The organism is Streptomyces sp. NPDC091972 (assembly GCF_044756385.1).
Taxonomy (GTDB): domain Bacteria; phylum Actinomycetota; class Actinomycetes; order Streptomycetales; family Streptomycetaceae; genus Streptomyces.
On record NZ_JBIVSV010000007.1, the window covers coordinates 413043 to 427055 of the forward strand.

The window sequence follows — 14013 nt, forward strand, 5'->3', positions numbered from 1 at the left end:
TATCAGTCCGGGCGCATATTCCGGGTGCGGGTTTGCTACCTGCCCCTAGTTGACGGAAGTTGCGTTCGAGGGGTTTTCAAAACACTGTGTTCGGCGCTCAATTGACCGATTTCGAGGCCGGTTCTTCAGGGTCCGCGGGCGCTTCCGTCCGGCCCTCCTCGTCCGTCGCGGTCCCGTCTTCGGTCTCGGGTGGGGCCGACTGTTCCTCGGCGTACGTCTTGAGGTAGCTCACCACCGTGTTCGTCACCGCCACCAGCGGTACGGCCACCACCGCGCCGCCGATGCCGGCCACCATGCCGCCGGTCGCGACCGTGAGGACGACCGCGAGCGGGTGGACGCGCACCGCGCGGCCGAGGATGAACGGCTGGAGGATGTGGCCCTCGATCTGCTGGACGGCGAGGACCACCACCAGCGTCATCACCGCCGTGAACACGCCCTGCGTCACCAGCGCGACGAGAACCGCGAGCGCGCCGGAGGCGACCGCGCCCACCAGCGGGATGAACGAGAACAGGAAGATGAACACGGCCAGCGGGACGGCCATGGGGACGTCGAGGAAGTAGATGCCGATGCCGATGAAGACGGCGTCGATGAGGGCCACCAGGACCGTGCCGCGGACGTAGGCGGTCAGGGTGCGCCAGGCGCGCGGGCCGGCGCCGGCCACGGCGGGACGGGCGGCCGCGGGAACCAGCTTCAGCGTCCAGCCCCAGATGCGGCGGCCGTCGTAGAGCAGGAAGAGGGTGGAGAAGAAGGTCAGCAGGATGCCGGTGAGGGCCTCCACGACCACCTGCACGCCCTCCAGGCCCGCCGAGGTGATCTGGTCGGTGTTGGCTCCGACCGCCTCCCTGAGGTTCTTGGCGATCTGGTTGATCTGCTTGTCGGTGACGTGGAAGGGGCTCTTCAGCAGCCAGTTGCGCAGATCGTCGATGCCGCTCTGGATCTGGTCGGAGAGGTCGTCGATGTTCTCCATGACCTGCCAGGTCACGAACCAGCCCATCAGCCCTATGACGACGAAGCCGAGGATCGCGGTGAGAGCCGTGGCGGGGCCGCGCGGGACGCCGTGCCGCATGAGGCGGGCCACCGTCGGCTGGAGCAGCGCGGTGATGAGCAGGGCGACGACGAAGGCGAAGACGACGAGCTGCACGGAGCTGATGATCCGCATCAGCACCCAGACGGTGCCCGCGAGGACCAGGAGCCGCCAGCCGGCCTCGGCGGCGACCCGTACGCCCCACGGCACGGCCTGCGCCGGGTCGGGGCGGGGCACCAGCACGACGGGCCGGCGGGCGGCGACCCGCGCCGGCTTCTGCGGCCCGGGCTCGGGCAACTCGGCGGAGTCGGCCTCGGCCTCCTCGCGGGCCACCTCCGCGCGGCGCTCGTCCAGCCGCTCTCCCACATCGGTCAGCCGGGCACCGAGCCGACCGATCCACCCTGGCACTCGCGACATGATCCGTCCTCTTCCCCCGTCTCTCCTCACCACTCCCCCCTGGAGTCGTCCGGTCCGACCGTACATGGCAGTAGCCCCTCCCCCTAGGACGGGGAGGGGCTACGCGGGGTTGAGCGACCGGGACGACGGACGATCAGTAGTTCCCGTGGGCCTGCCAGTAGGCCCAGGCGTCACAGGGACTGCCGTACCGGACGTTCATGTAGTTGAGGCCCCATTTGATCTGGGTCGCCGGATTGGTCCGCCAGTCGGCGCCGGCCGAGGCCATCTTGGAGCCCGGCAGTGCCTGGACGAGGCCGTAGGCGCCGGACGAGGGGTTGACGGCCAGGTAGTTCCAGGTGGACTCGTGGTCCACGATGTTGCTGAAGCACTGGAACTGCCCGCTCGGCACGATCTGGCGCGCGATCGCCTGGACCTGCGCGGCCGTGTAGGAGCTCTGCACCGGGAAGTCGCCGGAGGCCGCCTTCGCCTCCCGCGCCTTCTCCTCGGCGGCCTTCCGCTTGGCCTCCGCGGCCCGGGCCGCCTGCTTGCGGGCCGCTTCCGCCGCCGACTTCCTGGCTACGGCGTCGGCGGCTACGGCCTGCGTGTCGGCCTGCCGGGTCAGGGACGCGGTCTGCACCTGGGCCTGCTCACCCGCGGGGATGTCGGCCAGGAGCGTCGCGTCACCGGCCGGCGCGGCCGCCTCGTCGCCGGACTGCGCGGTGCCCGCCTGGGCCACGCCCATGACGGCACCCACGGTGGTGACCGCCGTGGCCGAGGCCACGGCGAACCCACGCGCGGAGTTCCGGCTCATACCGGGCTCAGTACCAGTGGTTGGCCTGCCAGAACGACCAGGCCTCGCAGGGGCTGCCGTACCGGCTGTCCATGTAGTTGAGGCCCCACTTGATCTGGGTGGCCGGGTTGGTCTGCCAGTCGGCGCCGACCGATGACATCTTGGAGCCCGGCAGGGCCTGGAAGAGACCGTAGGCGCCGGAGGAGGCGTTGACGGCCCGGTAGTTCCAGCTCGACTCGTGGTCGACGATGTTGCTGAAGCACTGGAACTGCCCGCTCGGCACCATCGAGGCAGCCATCGCCTGGATCTGCGCCACGGTGTACGAGCTCTGCACCGGGAAGCTGGAGGCGCTCCTGCTGGTCTTCTCCTTGGCCTCGGCGCGCTCCTTGGCTTCCTTGGCCGCCTGCTCGGCAGCTTCCTTCTTCTCGATCGCGGACTTGGCGGCGGCCTTGCGGGCCGACTCCTCAGCGATCTTCTTGGCGCTCGCGTCCGCGGCGATGGCCTGCGTGTCGGCCTGCTGCGTGAGGGACGCGGTCTGCACCTGAGCCTGCTCACCCGCGGGGATGTCCGCCAGGAGCGTCATGTCGGCTGCCGTCGCCTCGGCGTCGTTCGGCTGCGCGACACTGCCGGAGGCGACTCCGACAACGCTTCCGACAGCGGTGACCGCGGTGGCGGAGGCCACTGCGAATCCCCGGACCGAAATCGGGCTCACACGGTTTCCTTCCAGCATCGCCCGCTTCGGTGACCCTGGCGGACGCAATCGTGCCCCTGGACACTGGCCTCCCAACTAACGGGGTCACGGGAGGCACGGGCCCGGTGGGCAACTCCCTTGCGGGGAGCGCCGCATGGTGCGCGGGCGGCATACGGCGGACGTTATGGAGTTGATCGTGGTGCCGCTGTGATGCATACCGCTGGGGGTACAGGTGTGCCGTATGCGGGGCCTGACAGAACCGAGACTCTGCCGTAACCGGACGCCGGGTGGCAATTCTGAGTTGCGTGTGAAAGCTCACATCCCGTTTGACCCAGGGGATTTCAAGAAACCTCGACACACGAAGGCGCCGCCCGGCTAGGCTCTTGGCCTTTCCGGACGGCGCCAACGGGCGGGTACTACCTCAGACTTGGCCGTCCTCCAGCATTTCGGTCACAAGGGCCGCGATCTGGGACCTCTCGGACCTCGTCAGCGTGACGTGGGCGAAGAGGGGATGCCCCTTCAGCTTCTCCACCACGGCGACCACGCCGTCGTAGCGACCCACGCGGAGATTGTCCCTCTGTGCCACGTCATGGGTGAGAACCACCCGTGAATTCGCGCCGATTCGGGACAGAACGGTGAGAAGTACGTTCCTCTCCAGCGACTGGGCCTCGTCCACGATCACGAACGCGTCGTGCAGCGAGCGGCCGCGGATGTGGGTGAGCGGCAGGACCTCGAGCATCCCCCGCGCGGTGACCTCCTCGATGACCTCGCGGCTGGTGACCGCGGACAGCGTGTCGAACACCGCCTGCGCCCAGGGGCTCATCTTCTCGGCCTCGGAGCCGGGCAGATAGCCGAGCTCCTGCCCGCCCACCGCGTACAGCGGGCGGAAGACCATGACCTTCTGGTGCTGGCGGCGCTCCAGGACCGCCTCCAGGCCCGCGCACAGCGCGAGTGCCGACTTGCCGGTGCCGGCCCGGCCGCCCATGGACACGATCCCGATGTCCGGGTCGAGGAGCATGTCCAGCGCGATGCGCTGCTCCGCGCTGCGGCCCTTGATGCCGAACGCCTCCCGGTCGCCGCGCACCAGACGGATGTTGCCGTCGGGCGAGACCCGGCCGAGCGCCTTGCCGCGCTCGGAGTGGATCGTGAGCCCCGTGTGCACGGGCAGCTCGGCGGCTTCGGGGACGTAGACGTGGCCTTCCTCGAAGAGGATGTCCACCTGCTCGCCGGGCAGGGTCAGTTCGGACATTCCGGTCCAGCCGGAGGAGTCCGTGATGGCGAGCTCGGCGCGGTACTCCTCGGCGAGGAGTCCGACCGAGGACGCCTTGATCCTGAGCGGGAGGTCCTTCGACACGACGGTGACGTCGAACCCCTCGGCCTGCAGGTTGCGGGCGACCGCGAGGATGCGGGAGTCGTTGTCCCCCAGGCGGTAGCCGCTCGGCAGCACGCTGGGGTCCGAGTGATTGAGCTCGACACGGACGGTCCCGCCCAGCTCCCCGATCGGAATGGGGGCGTCGAGACGGCCGTACCTCACCCGGAACTCGTCGAGCAGGCGCAGGGCCTGCCGGGCGAAGTAGCCGAGTTCGGGATGGTGCCTCTTCGCCTCCAGCTCCGTGACCACGACGATGGGGAGCACGACCTCGTGCTCGTCGAAGCGGCTCAGGGCGTTCGGGTCGGCCAGCAGGACGCTGGTGTCGAGAACATAGGTGCGCCGGTCAGGCATACGGCGCTTTGTGCTGGTCACCACGGAAGGACGTACCCCCTCGGATGAGGTCGGGGAGCGACGGAGTGGAGCTGGACCGGTCGACGGCCCGTTTGCACGGGCCGGGAACCGGCCCTCCACTGCTTCTTCCGTGCCGTAACCGCACGGTAAGGCTGGTGCAAAGGGCCTCCCGGGCGGACGGCCCCGTGCCGCCCGCTGAGATCCGACACCCGTGGTTCGGGCATCGACCTGACTGGCTTATGCCCTCGAACACGCGCCGCCATGCCGACACGTATGACGGCGCGCTGGTGAACTCCTGGTTACTGCCGCCCCAGAACGGGGTAGTCGGGCTGCTTCCGTGGGTGCCCGTCAGCCGCCGTAGCGCCGGTGACGGGCCGCGTAGTCGCGCAGCGCGCGCAGGAAGTCGACCTTCCGGAAGGCCGGCCAGAAGACCTCGCAGAAGTAGTACTCCGAGTGGGCGGTCTGCCACAGCATGAATCCGGACAGCCGCTGCTCGCCGCTGGTACGGATCACGAGGTCGGGGTCGGGCTGGTCGCCGGTGTAGAGATGGCGGCCGATCATGTCGATGTCGACGGCCTCGGCGAGCTCCTCCATCGAGGTGCCCTTCTCGTGCGCGTCGAGCAGCATCGACCGCACGGCGTCGGCGATCTCCTGGCGGCCGCCGTAGCCGATGGCGACGTTGACGAGTATTCCGTCGACGTGGGCGGTGGCCTCCTCCGCCTCCTTCAGCGCCGTCTGCATCGGGGAGGGCAGCAGGTCGGGGGTGCCGACGTGGTGGACGCGCCAGCGGCCGTCGGCGGCGAGGGTGCGCACCACGTCCTCGATGATGCCGAGGAGCGGGCCGAGCTCCTCCGGCGGGCGGTTGAAGTTGTCCGTCGACAGCAGCCAGAGGGTGACGACCTCGACGTCCGTCTCGGTGCACCAGCCGAGGAACTCCTCGATCTTCTCCGCGCCGGCGCGGTGGCCGTCGACGGGGGTGGAACCGGCGGCCTTCGCCCAGCGCCGGCTGCCGTCCACGATGACACCGATGTGCTTGGGCACCTGGGCGTGGTCCAGGTGGCCTTCCACCCGGCGTGCGTAGAGCCTGACCAGCAGGCCGCGCAGCTTGTCGCGCAGGTTCACGTGAAAGTCAGCCCCTCTGAGATGGCGGTCCCCGCGGCTAGAGCGTACCGGGGGTTTCCGGGCTCCAACTGCGCGGGGCCTTCCGGCGCATGGGCGACCGGGGGTCGTCGGGCATCGGCCGGGCCACACGGCGGAGCGCCTGCCGCTACGGGCTCCGCGCCGTGGTGGGTACCCCGTCCGCCGCTCTCATGCGCGTCCACCGGGGTCATCCACGGGGCCGTCCACGGGGCCGTCCGCGGGGGTCATCCACGGGCCGTCCGCGATGTCATGCGCTGGGGTTGTCCGCACGTCTGCTCCGCACGTCTGCTCCGCGCGCCCCCTGCGCGTCCCGCACCTTCGGCGGCACAAAAAACGGGCCGGTCCGTGGGGGGGAGACGGACCGGCCCGAGGGGGGGTTTCCACCATAACCCTTCGTGAGGGATGGTGCGTGCATCGGCGTGCCACAACTACTCTCCGGAGTCGGACGGCGACGGCGCGGTGGGCGGTCGAGGCCCTGCTCATGGGGGTTTCGTGGCTGAATCGCGGCGGAATCATGGGGTCGTGAGGCATCGCCCGCGTGGGTGACTCCGGGTCGGAACGTTTCTTTGACGCCGGGAAGTGGGCGCGGCACCGCGCAGCCCCCTCCTCTGCGCGGTGCCACCGCGCAGCTTTGCTGGCGCGAATTGCCTCGCCTTGAATTTACGTCAGCCGGAGCCGGGATGCGAGCCGCCTGGGATAACGATGTGGAAACCCCGTGAAGACCATGGATATGCGGGGTAGAAGCACCCGCACTGCACCCATTGTCCGATTTGCAGACATGTAAGGACCATCCGCGGACGCGAACCTCAGGCGAGCGGCTTGCGGGCCTCCACGAGATGGCGGGTGCTGTGCGCGACGAAGGAGCCCTCGGCCTCGATCCGCTCGTGCAGGGACCGCAACTGCGCCTCGTACGCCGCCGGCGTGAATCCCGGCACCATCCAGACAACCTTGCGCAGGAAGTGGACGACGGCGGCGATGTCGTAGAACTCGATCCGCAGCCGTTCGGCACGCAGGTCGACGATCTCCAGTCCGGCAGCCTCGGCGGCGGCGCGCTCACGGTCGGGGTGACGGTCCGAGCTCTGCGCCGCGGGCTGCGGACCGAGGAAGTGCTCGACGAGTTCGAAGACGCTGCGCGGGCCGACGTGCTGGGCGAAGTACGTGCCGCCGGGCTGGAGCACGCGGGCGATCTCCGCCCACCGGGGGCTGACCGGGTGCCGGCTGCTGACCAGGTCGAAGGTGTCGTCGGCGAAGGGCAGCGGCGCGTCCTCCGGTGCGGCGACGACCACGATGCCGCGCGGGCGCAGCAGGGCGGTGGCCTTGGCGACGTTCGGTGGCCAGCCCTCGGTGGCCGCGGCGAGCACGGGCGTCCTGACCCCTTGGCCGAGGGCGTAGTCCATGACCTCGCCGCCGCCGGTCTGGATGTCGAGCGAGGCGGCGGCACCGGCCAGCCGTCCGGCCAGTGAGCGCGCGTAACCCCAGGAAGGCCGCGCCTCGGTGGCCCGCCCCTCGAACCACGAGAAGTCCCACCCCGCGGTGGGCACGGCGGCGCCCTCGGCGACGAGGTCTTCGAAGGTGCGGGTGCGTCGGGAGGTCATGGGGTGATCGTCGCAGGAAGGCGGGGGTGGGCGCCGCTGGTTTTCGGGGCCGTGCGCCTGCCGGACCGTGCGTTCCCGGCCCGCTGCCGCCTGCTACGCCACCGGCTCGTACCGCAGCAGTACGACGCCGTTGCCGAAGGTGTGCGACTCGACGAGCCGGAGGGAGGTCAGCGTGTCGGAGCGCGGGAAGAGGGGCTTGCCCCGGCCGACGAGGACGGGGTGGACGTAGATCCGCAACTCGTCGACGAGCCCGTACCGCAGGAAGGTCTCCGCCAAGTCGGCGCCGCCCAGCCCGAGATCACCGCCGGGCTGCTCCTTCAGGGCCCGGACCTCCTCCGGTACGACCTCACGGACCAGGGTGGAGTTCCAGTCGACGTGCGTGAGGGTGCGGGAGTAGACGAACTTGGGGAGGTTCCGCCAGATCGGGGCGAACTCCTTGTCGGACGCGGGGGCGCCGGGGTCGGCGTCGGCGGTGGGCCAGTAGGCGGCCATGAGCTCGTAGACGCCCCGGCCGTGGATGAGTCCGCCCATCCCGGCGACCGTGGCGTTCATGTGCGCGAGCAGCTCGTCGTCGACCCGGTGCCAGCCGATGTCCCCGTCGGGGCCCTCGATGAAGCCGTCGAGGGACACGGACATCATCAGGACGATTTTCCGCATCGGACACCTGGCCTGGGCAGTGGAGAGAGGATCGACTCCCAAGCTATCGGGAGCGACAGGGACGGCGTGGGAACGCCATGGCGGGAGGTGGCTCCGGAATGGGGCGCTGGCTGGACGGGCGGGGCAGGCTGGTCGTGCACGGGGAACGGGACGTCGCCGTACCGCTGGAGATCGCGACCTCCTACCGGGCCCGCACGAAGGGACTCCTGGGGCGGGACGCCGTCGAGGGGGCCCTGCTCCTCTCCCCCGCGGGCAGCGTCCACACCTTCCGTATGCGCTTCCCCATCGACGTCGCCTACCTCGACCGCAACCTCCGCGTCCTCGCCGTCCGCACGATGCACCCCAACCGCCTGGGCCTGCCCCGCCTGCGCTCCCGGCATGTGCTGGAGGCGGGGGCGGGGGTGATGGGGGGGTGGGGGGTACGGGTGGGGGTTCGGGTGGAGATCGTGGTGGAGTGACGGTGTGGGCGACGTGCGGCCTGCGTTGGTGCCGTCCCTCAGTTCAGGGCAGGCAGCGCGCCTTCGGGCAGCGAATCCGTGGACTTGCACTGGGTCGGCAGGGTGACCACCCGGGCCGCTTGTGCAGCGATCTCGGCCAGATCCGTGCGATGAGCGCCCGTTTCTGAGACCGCCGGGCCCTGGGCCGAGACCTCGATGCTCAAGGCCATGCTCCGGCCCTGAGCGTCCCGGCGTGTGCAGGCGAGGTAGATCGCTGCCGCGTTGGGTGACGAAAGCGCTCGGGTCCCGGCCTTGAACGTCTTGAGTCCGTCCTTGGTGACGACCCCGTCCGTCAGAAGGCCTTTCTCCCATGTGTCGGCAGACATGGTGACGGTCTGGCTCTCGAGACGGAAGGCGTTCTCGCCGTCGACGGAGATGCGACAGGTCGAGTTCAACGTGTCGGCGATGTCGCTGCTGCGCGAAATGGCGGAGGACGCCACGTGCGTGCCCTGCGGGAGGATGCGCTCGAACGCGGCGACCTGCTTCTGGAAGTCGTCACCCGCGCAGATGTCCCGGCTGTCGAGGTGCTCCTTTTCGTCCTCGGGGAAAGCCCTCCCGGCCAGGAAGCCTCCGGCCAGGCAGCCGACCAGGACAACAGCGCCTGTTGCCACTACCGCTACGGTCTTCATCAGTCTCTGCTTTCCGCGCCCAGGTCCCGACCGTATCCGGACAGGTTGGCCTGCGCTTCGACGATTCCCGCCGTTGTCTCGCCGGCGATGATGCTGTTGAAGTTCTGTGTGTGCGAGGTCCCGTGGGCCTCGACCGCCGCCTGCACGGCGTCCTGGTTCACCTGCGCGGTGGAGTCCTTGACGTGCTGCCAGTCCTGGCCGGTGCTGTAGACGACCTTGCCGGTGCTGTCCTGTTCCTTGCCGTCGACGATCTGGTTGATGATGTCGCCGCTGATGGTCGTCGCCACACCGCCCACAACGGCTCCCGTGGCAGGCGTGGCGATGAAGGACGTGCCGACTCCGATGCCGGTGCCCACGATGCCGGATGCCCAGGCGCCGTTGCGTTCCAAGGCGTCGTTGTACTCCTTGTCGGCCTCCACGGCATCCCCGATCTCCGTCTCCTGACGGCCGACGGCGATGGCTCCCTGGATCTCCCCCGACGAGTGCGCGATGTTCTTCAGAGCTTCGTCGGTGTCCGGCCCATAGGCCTCGGGATGCTTGAGGTGGTAGTCGTACAGGTTCGCCGCGTAGGCCGTCTGTCCGAGGTTGACCGCCGCGTAGCCCTCGGGGTCCTTGCCGACCGTCATGAGGAACCGCGCCGCGTCCTGTTCGCCGAAGTTCGCCTGTGCCCCTTCCAGCGGGAACAGAGCCAGTCCTTCCGGCGACTTGTCACTGGCCATGGCCCTGCTGAAGTCGGGCATGTACTCGCCGCTCATCCGGCCGAGGCTGTCGGACATCCCCTCACGGGCCATCTCCGGGTCCTTGGAGACACCCTGGACGATCCTCTGCATGATCTCGGCCTGCTTGTCGGTGTGCGCGGGGAGATCCTTCGGCGGCGCTTCGTCGTAGGGATGGCCGGTGGTGGCCGCTTCCAGAGCGTGACCCAGCTGGTTGTAGCCACTGATGGGAGCCGGGATCCGCTCGCCGGTCTCCGGATCGAAGGCCGGCCACTCCTGGTCCTGGAACCACTTCCGGTCGCCGGTCAGGTAGTCGAAGTACTCCTCGTTGCCGAAGATGTTCGTCGCAGCTTCGGGGCAGCGCCCGAGACCCTCCATGTAGCCGGTCATCGGGTCGGTGCTGCCTTCGTTGTCGCCGAGGTGGTTCAGCTTGCCGACGCCGTTGTCACCGAACCAGTCGGCCTCGACGTCCTTGCCGAACGACTTGTCGGTGGCGATGAGGGCCTTGCCGTAGTCCTCCATGAACTGAGGCTCGTACTTTCCGTTCCTCATCAGGCTGCTCATCACCTGGAAGCCGGTCGGATTGCTCGCGTCCTCGATGCCCAGCGGCTTCGGGCCGAGTCTGATCACTTCCTTCTTCCAGTCCTGCATGTCCTTGCTGTCGGACTGGGTGGCGGTCCCCAGGGTGTCGCCGAGGTCTTTCTGGAGTTCCTTCAGCAGCTCTTCACGCTCCGGCCGTGCAGCGCCGTACTGCCCGGCCGGGTCGGCCATGTCGGCCCAGAACTCCAGAGTGCCCCGGCCGCCCAGACCGGTGGCGAACTTCTGGGCGAACTCCTCGTCGCCCTTGTTGGCGCGCAGCAGCTCGTTGAGCTGCCTGAGCTCCTTGTCCGACATGTCCGAGCCCTTTTTCGCCAGTTCCAGGGCGCGAGAGGCGTCGGCTGCGTCAAGGGAGGTGACGACCTTGGAGTTGAAGTTGTCCGTGTAACTCCCGAGGTCGCGGCGCAGGGCCCAGCAGGCGGTCTCGTCGGCGTCGGCGGCCCGCCGCAGGACGGCTTCGATACGGCGAGCGAAGGCGTCGCAGGCCTGTTGCTGTTCGCGGATGAGCTCCTGGCCGTCGGGGTCGTGGCGGGCGCCGACGTCCTGGGACAGGTCGTTGCGCGGGGTGACCACGCCGACGGCGCTGACGTGCAACTGCTGCTTCGGAGCCTCGACCGCGGCGAGGTGTTGGAGATCGTCCTTGGCCTTCTTCAGTTCGGCGTGCAGGGTCGTGAGGACTCCGGCGATGCCGTCCGCTTCCTTCTGTGCGTCCGCGAACTCCTGATGGGCCTCGCGCACGTCGTTGTCGGCCTTGCCTGCCGTCAAGGCGGGCTGCTGCCAGCCGGCCTGCTTGAACGGCGCCGCGACCTCGTCGCCGTACGCGGTGTGCAAGCTCTTGAACTTGGTGGCCGTCTCCCGCCAACGGTCGGCTGCCGCCCTGAGGTTGCTCAGATTGAGGTGGTAGAGCTGCTCGTACGTCGGCATGGCTGCGGTGAATCCCCGTGGTGTGGTGGTGCGGTGGGCCGTGAACTGGTGCGGAACGTCAGCCGAAGGGCGACGGCTCACCCGAGAGGGAGCGCATCGTCTGCGTGTTCACCGTCTCGGTGCTCTGGTAGAGCAGGCCCGAACCGCCGCACTGGCGGGAGAGGCTGTCGCACTTGGACGCGAGTGCCGCGACCTGACTGGACCAGGTCTCCGCCAGACCGCTGAGTGCTCCTCCGAGACCCCCGTCCCAGTTTCCGCTGCCGAAGTCCTTGGAGGCCGAACGAGTCTCGTCCACCGGGTGGGCGCCGGTCGTCCGCGTCCGGCCCGCCATGTCCTGCGCTCCGGTGCCCGCACGGTTCAGCGCTGCCGGATCCTCGATGTCCGTCCCGGTCGACACGCGGTCCCCCCATGATTGTTTCCGCACCCTGCCGGCCGGAACTTCCGATCGTCACGCAAATTGGCAGTGGTGAGCAAGCAAAAAGTATCACTGCGGGCACTGTCTCCCCTGTGCCGACCAGGCATTTAGGTCCTCCGGCCGACGGGACCTCCTGATCAGCTCTCCCCCCGCGGGAACGACACCTCCACCCGGCGGTTCTTCTTGCGGCCCGCTTCCGTCGCGTTGGAGGCGATGGGGTAGTCCTCGGAGTAGCCGCGGACCTCGTAGGTGATGCCCGAGTCCTTCAACTCCTGGTCCAGGACGTCCTGTACGGCGTTGGCGCGCTGGCGGGAGAGGGTGCGGCCGTGGGCGTAGCTGCCCAGGTCGTCGGTGAAGCCGAAGACACGGATCCGGGTGGCGTTCTGGTTCTTGATCTCCGCCGCGATCGCGGAGATACGGGCCCTCGCCTCGCCGTTGAGCTTCGCGCTGTCCTTGCCGAACAGGACCTCGGCCTGGAGTGCGAACTTCACGTCCGCGTTGGTGTCCTCGCGGCGTTCGTCGCCGCTCTGGTCCTCGACGACCTGCTTGATGTCCAGGACCTTCGCCTCGGCGAGGGTGGCGCCCTCCGGGAGCTTCAGGTCCGGGTCGTTGGGGTCCACCTCGACGGGTGCGGTGGCGGAGGGTTCGGTGCCCGGGGGGACGCTGGGACCGTCGTCGGCCCGGGCCGGGGTGAGGGTCAGGGCCGCCGTGAGCGAGACGACCGTGAGGGCCAGGGCCAGGCGGGGTGGGGTTCGGGTGGCGGTCATGGTGGGCGTCATCCGGAGATCTGGATGGTGGCGGAGGCGAAGGTGGGGAGCTGGAAGGCCACCTCCGTCGTGCCTTCGGGCGGTGCCGGGAACTGCATGAACACGGCAATTTCCTCGCCGGCCTTGAGGGTTGAGAACCCTGTGGTCGTCAGCGGGCGGCCGTCGGTGTCCCGGAGCACGTAGTACCGCTTCTTGCCCTTGGAGTCGACGAGCGTGGCACCGCCCAACGACCGGCCGTTCCTGACGATCTCGGTCTCGTCGCCCCGCACGGCAGCGGGAACGACGACGCTCTTGGCACTGTCGTTCTTCAGGTTCCCGTTCACGGTGACGAAGCCACCGGCGTCCCGCACGGCAGAGGTGATCTGGAGCAGCAGTCCGTCCTGGCCCTTCAGCTCGGCCAGGGGGACGTCCGCCTGCCCCTCCTGGGTACTGGGCTGGGACCCGTCCCCCCTGGAGGCGGAAGCCGAAGCCTCGGGCTTCTTGTCATCGTCGCCGCCACCGCCGCAGCCGGCCACACCCACGGCCAGTCCGGCCGCGACCGTCAGCGCGACGATCCCCCTGCGGGCCCTCGCCGTGAACCGAATGCTCATCGCTCTGCTTCCTTCGTCACTGGTGTCGTCAGCTTGTCAGTCCGCGAGGTGGACGTCGAAGAGATCCTCGGGTTTCGGGAGATCCGTGAGGTCCTCCGGGTCCAGGGACCAGTCGACGCCGTCTTCGCACGTGAGCTTCGGCAACACATCGGGGTCGGCACCCGTTCCGGGCAACTCGAACTCGCAGCGCCGCTCGATCACGGCGCGGGCACGCTCGGTCGAGTGCTGGTCCTCGGTGCCGGGGACGATGGAGTCACCGACGCTCCGGAGGGTCGTCGCCTCGACTTCGTAGCCCGGGTGCTCCCACTCCGGGTGTGCGGCGCACTGCACGGTGGCGTCGTTCTGCGCGGCCAGTTGATTCGCCCGGGCGCAGCCGCCGAACACCACTCCGCCGCCGTCGAAGATGTCCTGCCACGTGGTGGGGTCGAGGATGTTCTCCACCCACTCGTCGGTCAGCTTGTCCCGGGTGTCCAGGGCCGCCGCCAGTGCCGCCGCGTCGGCCGCCGTCTGGGCGCTGTTCCGGTTGGCGGCTGCCTGGCCGACCGCGAGGAAGGCGAACGCGAGCAGGAGCAGGCCCCCCACCACCGTGATGTAGATGGGGAATGCCTGCCCTGCGTCACTGTGCGGGTAGAAGCGCGTCAGCCGCCGGTCACGTTGGCGATCTGCTCGGTGATCGCGTCGTAGATCGTGCTGCCGATGTCCGTCCCCGTGATCGCCAGCACGATCGCCACCACCACCGCGATGATGCCCAGGTACTCGACCGCGGTCTGACCCTTGTCGTCGTTGAACCGGTTGTTCATCGTGAGACCCTTCGGTGTCGCCGCCATCGACAACCGGAACGTAGACCCGTGGATCCCGGCCC

Annotated in this window: 15 protein-coding genes; 1 reads left to right on the forward strand and 14 read right to left on the reverse strand. The window is 69.0% G+C overall.

Going from position 1 to position 14013, the window contains the following annotated elements; translation table 11 throughout:
* Positions 1-97: 97 nt before the first annotated feature.
* From ACIQJT_RS23365 to ACIQJT_RS23395, 7 genes are all read right to left on the reverse strand, one after another.
* Entirely contained in the window at positions 98-1441 is a 1344-nt protein-coding gene (locus tag ACIQJT_RS23365; protein WP_402646336.1) for an AI-2E family transporter, read from the reverse strand.
* A 133-nt stretch (positions 1442-1574) separates the two neighbouring features.
* Positions 1575-2231 (reverse strand): transglycosylase SLT domain-containing protein, encoded by a 657-nt coding sequence (locus ACIQJT_RS23370; protein ID WP_365455339.1) that lies wholly within the window; start codon positions 2229-2231, stop codon positions 1575-1577.
* Positions 2232-2238: 7 nt separating this feature from the next.
* A complete protein-coding gene (locus ACIQJT_RS23375) occupies positions 2239-2922 on the reverse strand; it encodes a transglycosylase SLT domain-containing protein (protein ID WP_402646339.1) in 684 nt (227 codons plus the stop codon).
* 400 nt (positions 2923-3322) lie between these two features.
* Positions 3323-4648: a PhoH family protein gene (locus ACIQJT_RS23380; protein WP_365455345.1), complete on the reverse strand. Its 1326-nt coding sequence runs from the start codon at positions 4646-4648 to the stop codon at positions 3323-3325.
* A gap of 324 nt (positions 4649-4972) precedes the next feature.
* On the reverse strand, positions 4973-5746 hold the full coding sequence (locus tag ACIQJT_RS23385; protein WP_365455348.1) for an isoprenyl transferase: 774 nt from the start codon (positions 5744-5746) through the stop codon (positions 4973-4975).
* 824 nt (positions 5747-6570) lie between these two features.
* The gene (locus ACIQJT_RS23390; RefSeq protein WP_402646344.1) at positions 6571-7359 is read right to left on the reverse strand and encodes a methyltransferase domain-containing protein; all 789 of its coding nucleotides are present in this window, start codon (positions 7357-7359) and stop codon (positions 6571-6573) included.
* 93 nt (positions 7360-7452) lie between these two features.
* Positions 7453-8016: a dihydrofolate reductase family protein gene (locus ACIQJT_RS23395; RefSeq protein ID WP_365455354.1), complete on the reverse strand. Its 564-nt coding sequence runs from the start codon at positions 8014-8016 to the stop codon at positions 7453-7455.
* A gap of 98 nt (positions 8017-8114) precedes the next feature.
* Between ACIQJT_RS23395 and ACIQJT_RS23400 the strand changes: the two genes are divergently transcribed.
* Complete coding sequence (locus ACIQJT_RS23400) at positions 8115-8474, forward strand: DUF192 domain-containing protein (protein WP_402646348.1); 360 nt, start codon at positions 8115-8117, stop codon at positions 8472-8474.
* A gap of 38 nt (positions 8475-8512) precedes the next feature.
* Here the strand turns inward: ACIQJT_RS23400 and ACIQJT_RS23405 are convergent, their stop codons facing one another.
* From ACIQJT_RS23405 to ACIQJT_RS23435, 7 genes are all read right to left on the reverse strand, one after another.
* Positions 8513-9142 carry a hypothetical protein gene (locus ACIQJT_RS23405; protein ID WP_365455360.1) on the reverse strand — a complete coding sequence of 210 codons (630 nt, stop codon included), beginning with the start codon at positions 9140-9142 and terminating at the stop codon, positions 8513-8515.
* Entirely contained in the window at positions 9142-11379 is a 2238-nt protein-coding gene (locus ACIQJT_RS23410) for a hypothetical protein (protein WP_402646351.1), read from the reverse strand. Before ACIQJT_RS23410 ends, ACIQJT_RS23405 begins: the two co-directional genes overlap by 1 nt.
* 58 nt (positions 11380-11437) lie before the next feature.
* Positions 11438-11776, reverse strand: coding sequence for a hypothetical protein (locus ACIQJT_RS23415; RefSeq protein WP_402646354.1), 339 nt, complete (start codon positions 11774-11776; stop codon positions 11438-11440).
* A 155-nt stretch (positions 11777-11931) separates the two neighbouring features.
* Positions 11932-12561 carry an OmpA family protein gene (locus ACIQJT_RS23420; protein ID WP_402646357.1) on the reverse strand — a complete coding sequence of 210 codons (630 nt, stop codon included), beginning with the start codon at positions 12559-12561 and terminating at the stop codon, positions 11932-11934.
* An 8-nt stretch (positions 12562-12569) separates the two neighbouring features.
* On the reverse strand, positions 12570-13151 hold the full coding sequence (locus tag ACIQJT_RS23425; protein ID WP_402646360.1) for a hypothetical protein: 582 nt from the start codon (positions 13149-13151) through the stop codon (positions 12570-12572).
* 36 nt (positions 13152-13187) lie between these two features.
* Complete coding sequence (locus tag ACIQJT_RS23430) at positions 13188-13793, reverse strand: pilus assembly protein TadG-related protein (protein WP_402646507.1); 606 nt, start codon at positions 13791-13793, stop codon at positions 13188-13190.
* Positions 13790-13978: a Flp family type IVb pilin gene (locus tag ACIQJT_RS23435; RefSeq protein ID WP_402646510.1), complete on the reverse strand. Its 189-nt coding sequence runs from the start codon at positions 13976-13978 to the stop codon at positions 13790-13792. The genes ACIQJT_RS23430 and ACIQJT_RS23435 overlap by 4 nt, the downstream gene beginning before the upstream one ends.
* Positions 13979-14013: the final 35 nt, after the last annotated feature.

Bases quoted from the DNA above. Each gene is read 5' to 3' on its own strand.
- ACIQJT_RS23405 (WP_365455360.1), bottom strand. From the start codon at position 9,142: ATGAAGACCGTAGCGGTAGTGGCAACAGGCGCTGTTGTCCTGGTCGGC.
- ACIQJT_RS23435 (WP_402646510.1), bottom strand. From the start codon at position 13,978: ATGGCGGCGACACCGAAGGGTCTCACGATGAACAACCGGTTCAACGAC.
- ACIQJT_RS23390 (WP_402646344.1), bottom strand. From the start codon at position 7,359: ATGACCTCCCGACGCACCCGCACCTTCGAAGACCTCGTCGCCGAGGGC.
- ACIQJT_RS23425 (WP_402646360.1), bottom strand. From the start codon at position 13,151: ATGAGCATTCGGTTCACGGCGAGGGCCCGCAGGGGGATCGTCGCGCTG.
- ACIQJT_RS23370 (WP_365455339.1), bottom strand. From the start codon at position 2,231: ATGAGCCGGAACTCCGCGCGTGGGTTCGCCGTGGCCTCGGCCACGGCG.
- ACIQJT_RS23395 (WP_365455354.1), bottom strand. From the start codon at position 8,016: ATGCGGAAAATCGTCCTGATGATGTCCGTGTCCCTCGACGGCTTCATC.
- ACIQJT_RS23410 (WP_402646351.1), bottom strand. From the start codon at position 11,379: ATGCCGACGTACGAGCAGCTCTACCACCTCAATCTGAGCAACCTCAGG.
- ACIQJT_RS23365 (WP_402646336.1), bottom strand. From the start codon at position 1,441: ATGTCGCGAGTGCCAGGGTGGATCGGTCGGCTCGGTGCCCGGCTGACC.
- ACIQJT_RS23400 (WP_402646348.1), top strand. From the start codon at position 8,115: ATGGGGCGCTGGCTGGACGGGCGGGGCAGGCTGGTCGTGCACGGGGAA.
- ACIQJT_RS23420 (WP_402646357.1), bottom strand. From the start codon at position 12,561: ATGACCGCCACCCGAACCCCACCCCGCCTGGCCCTGGCCCTCACGGTC.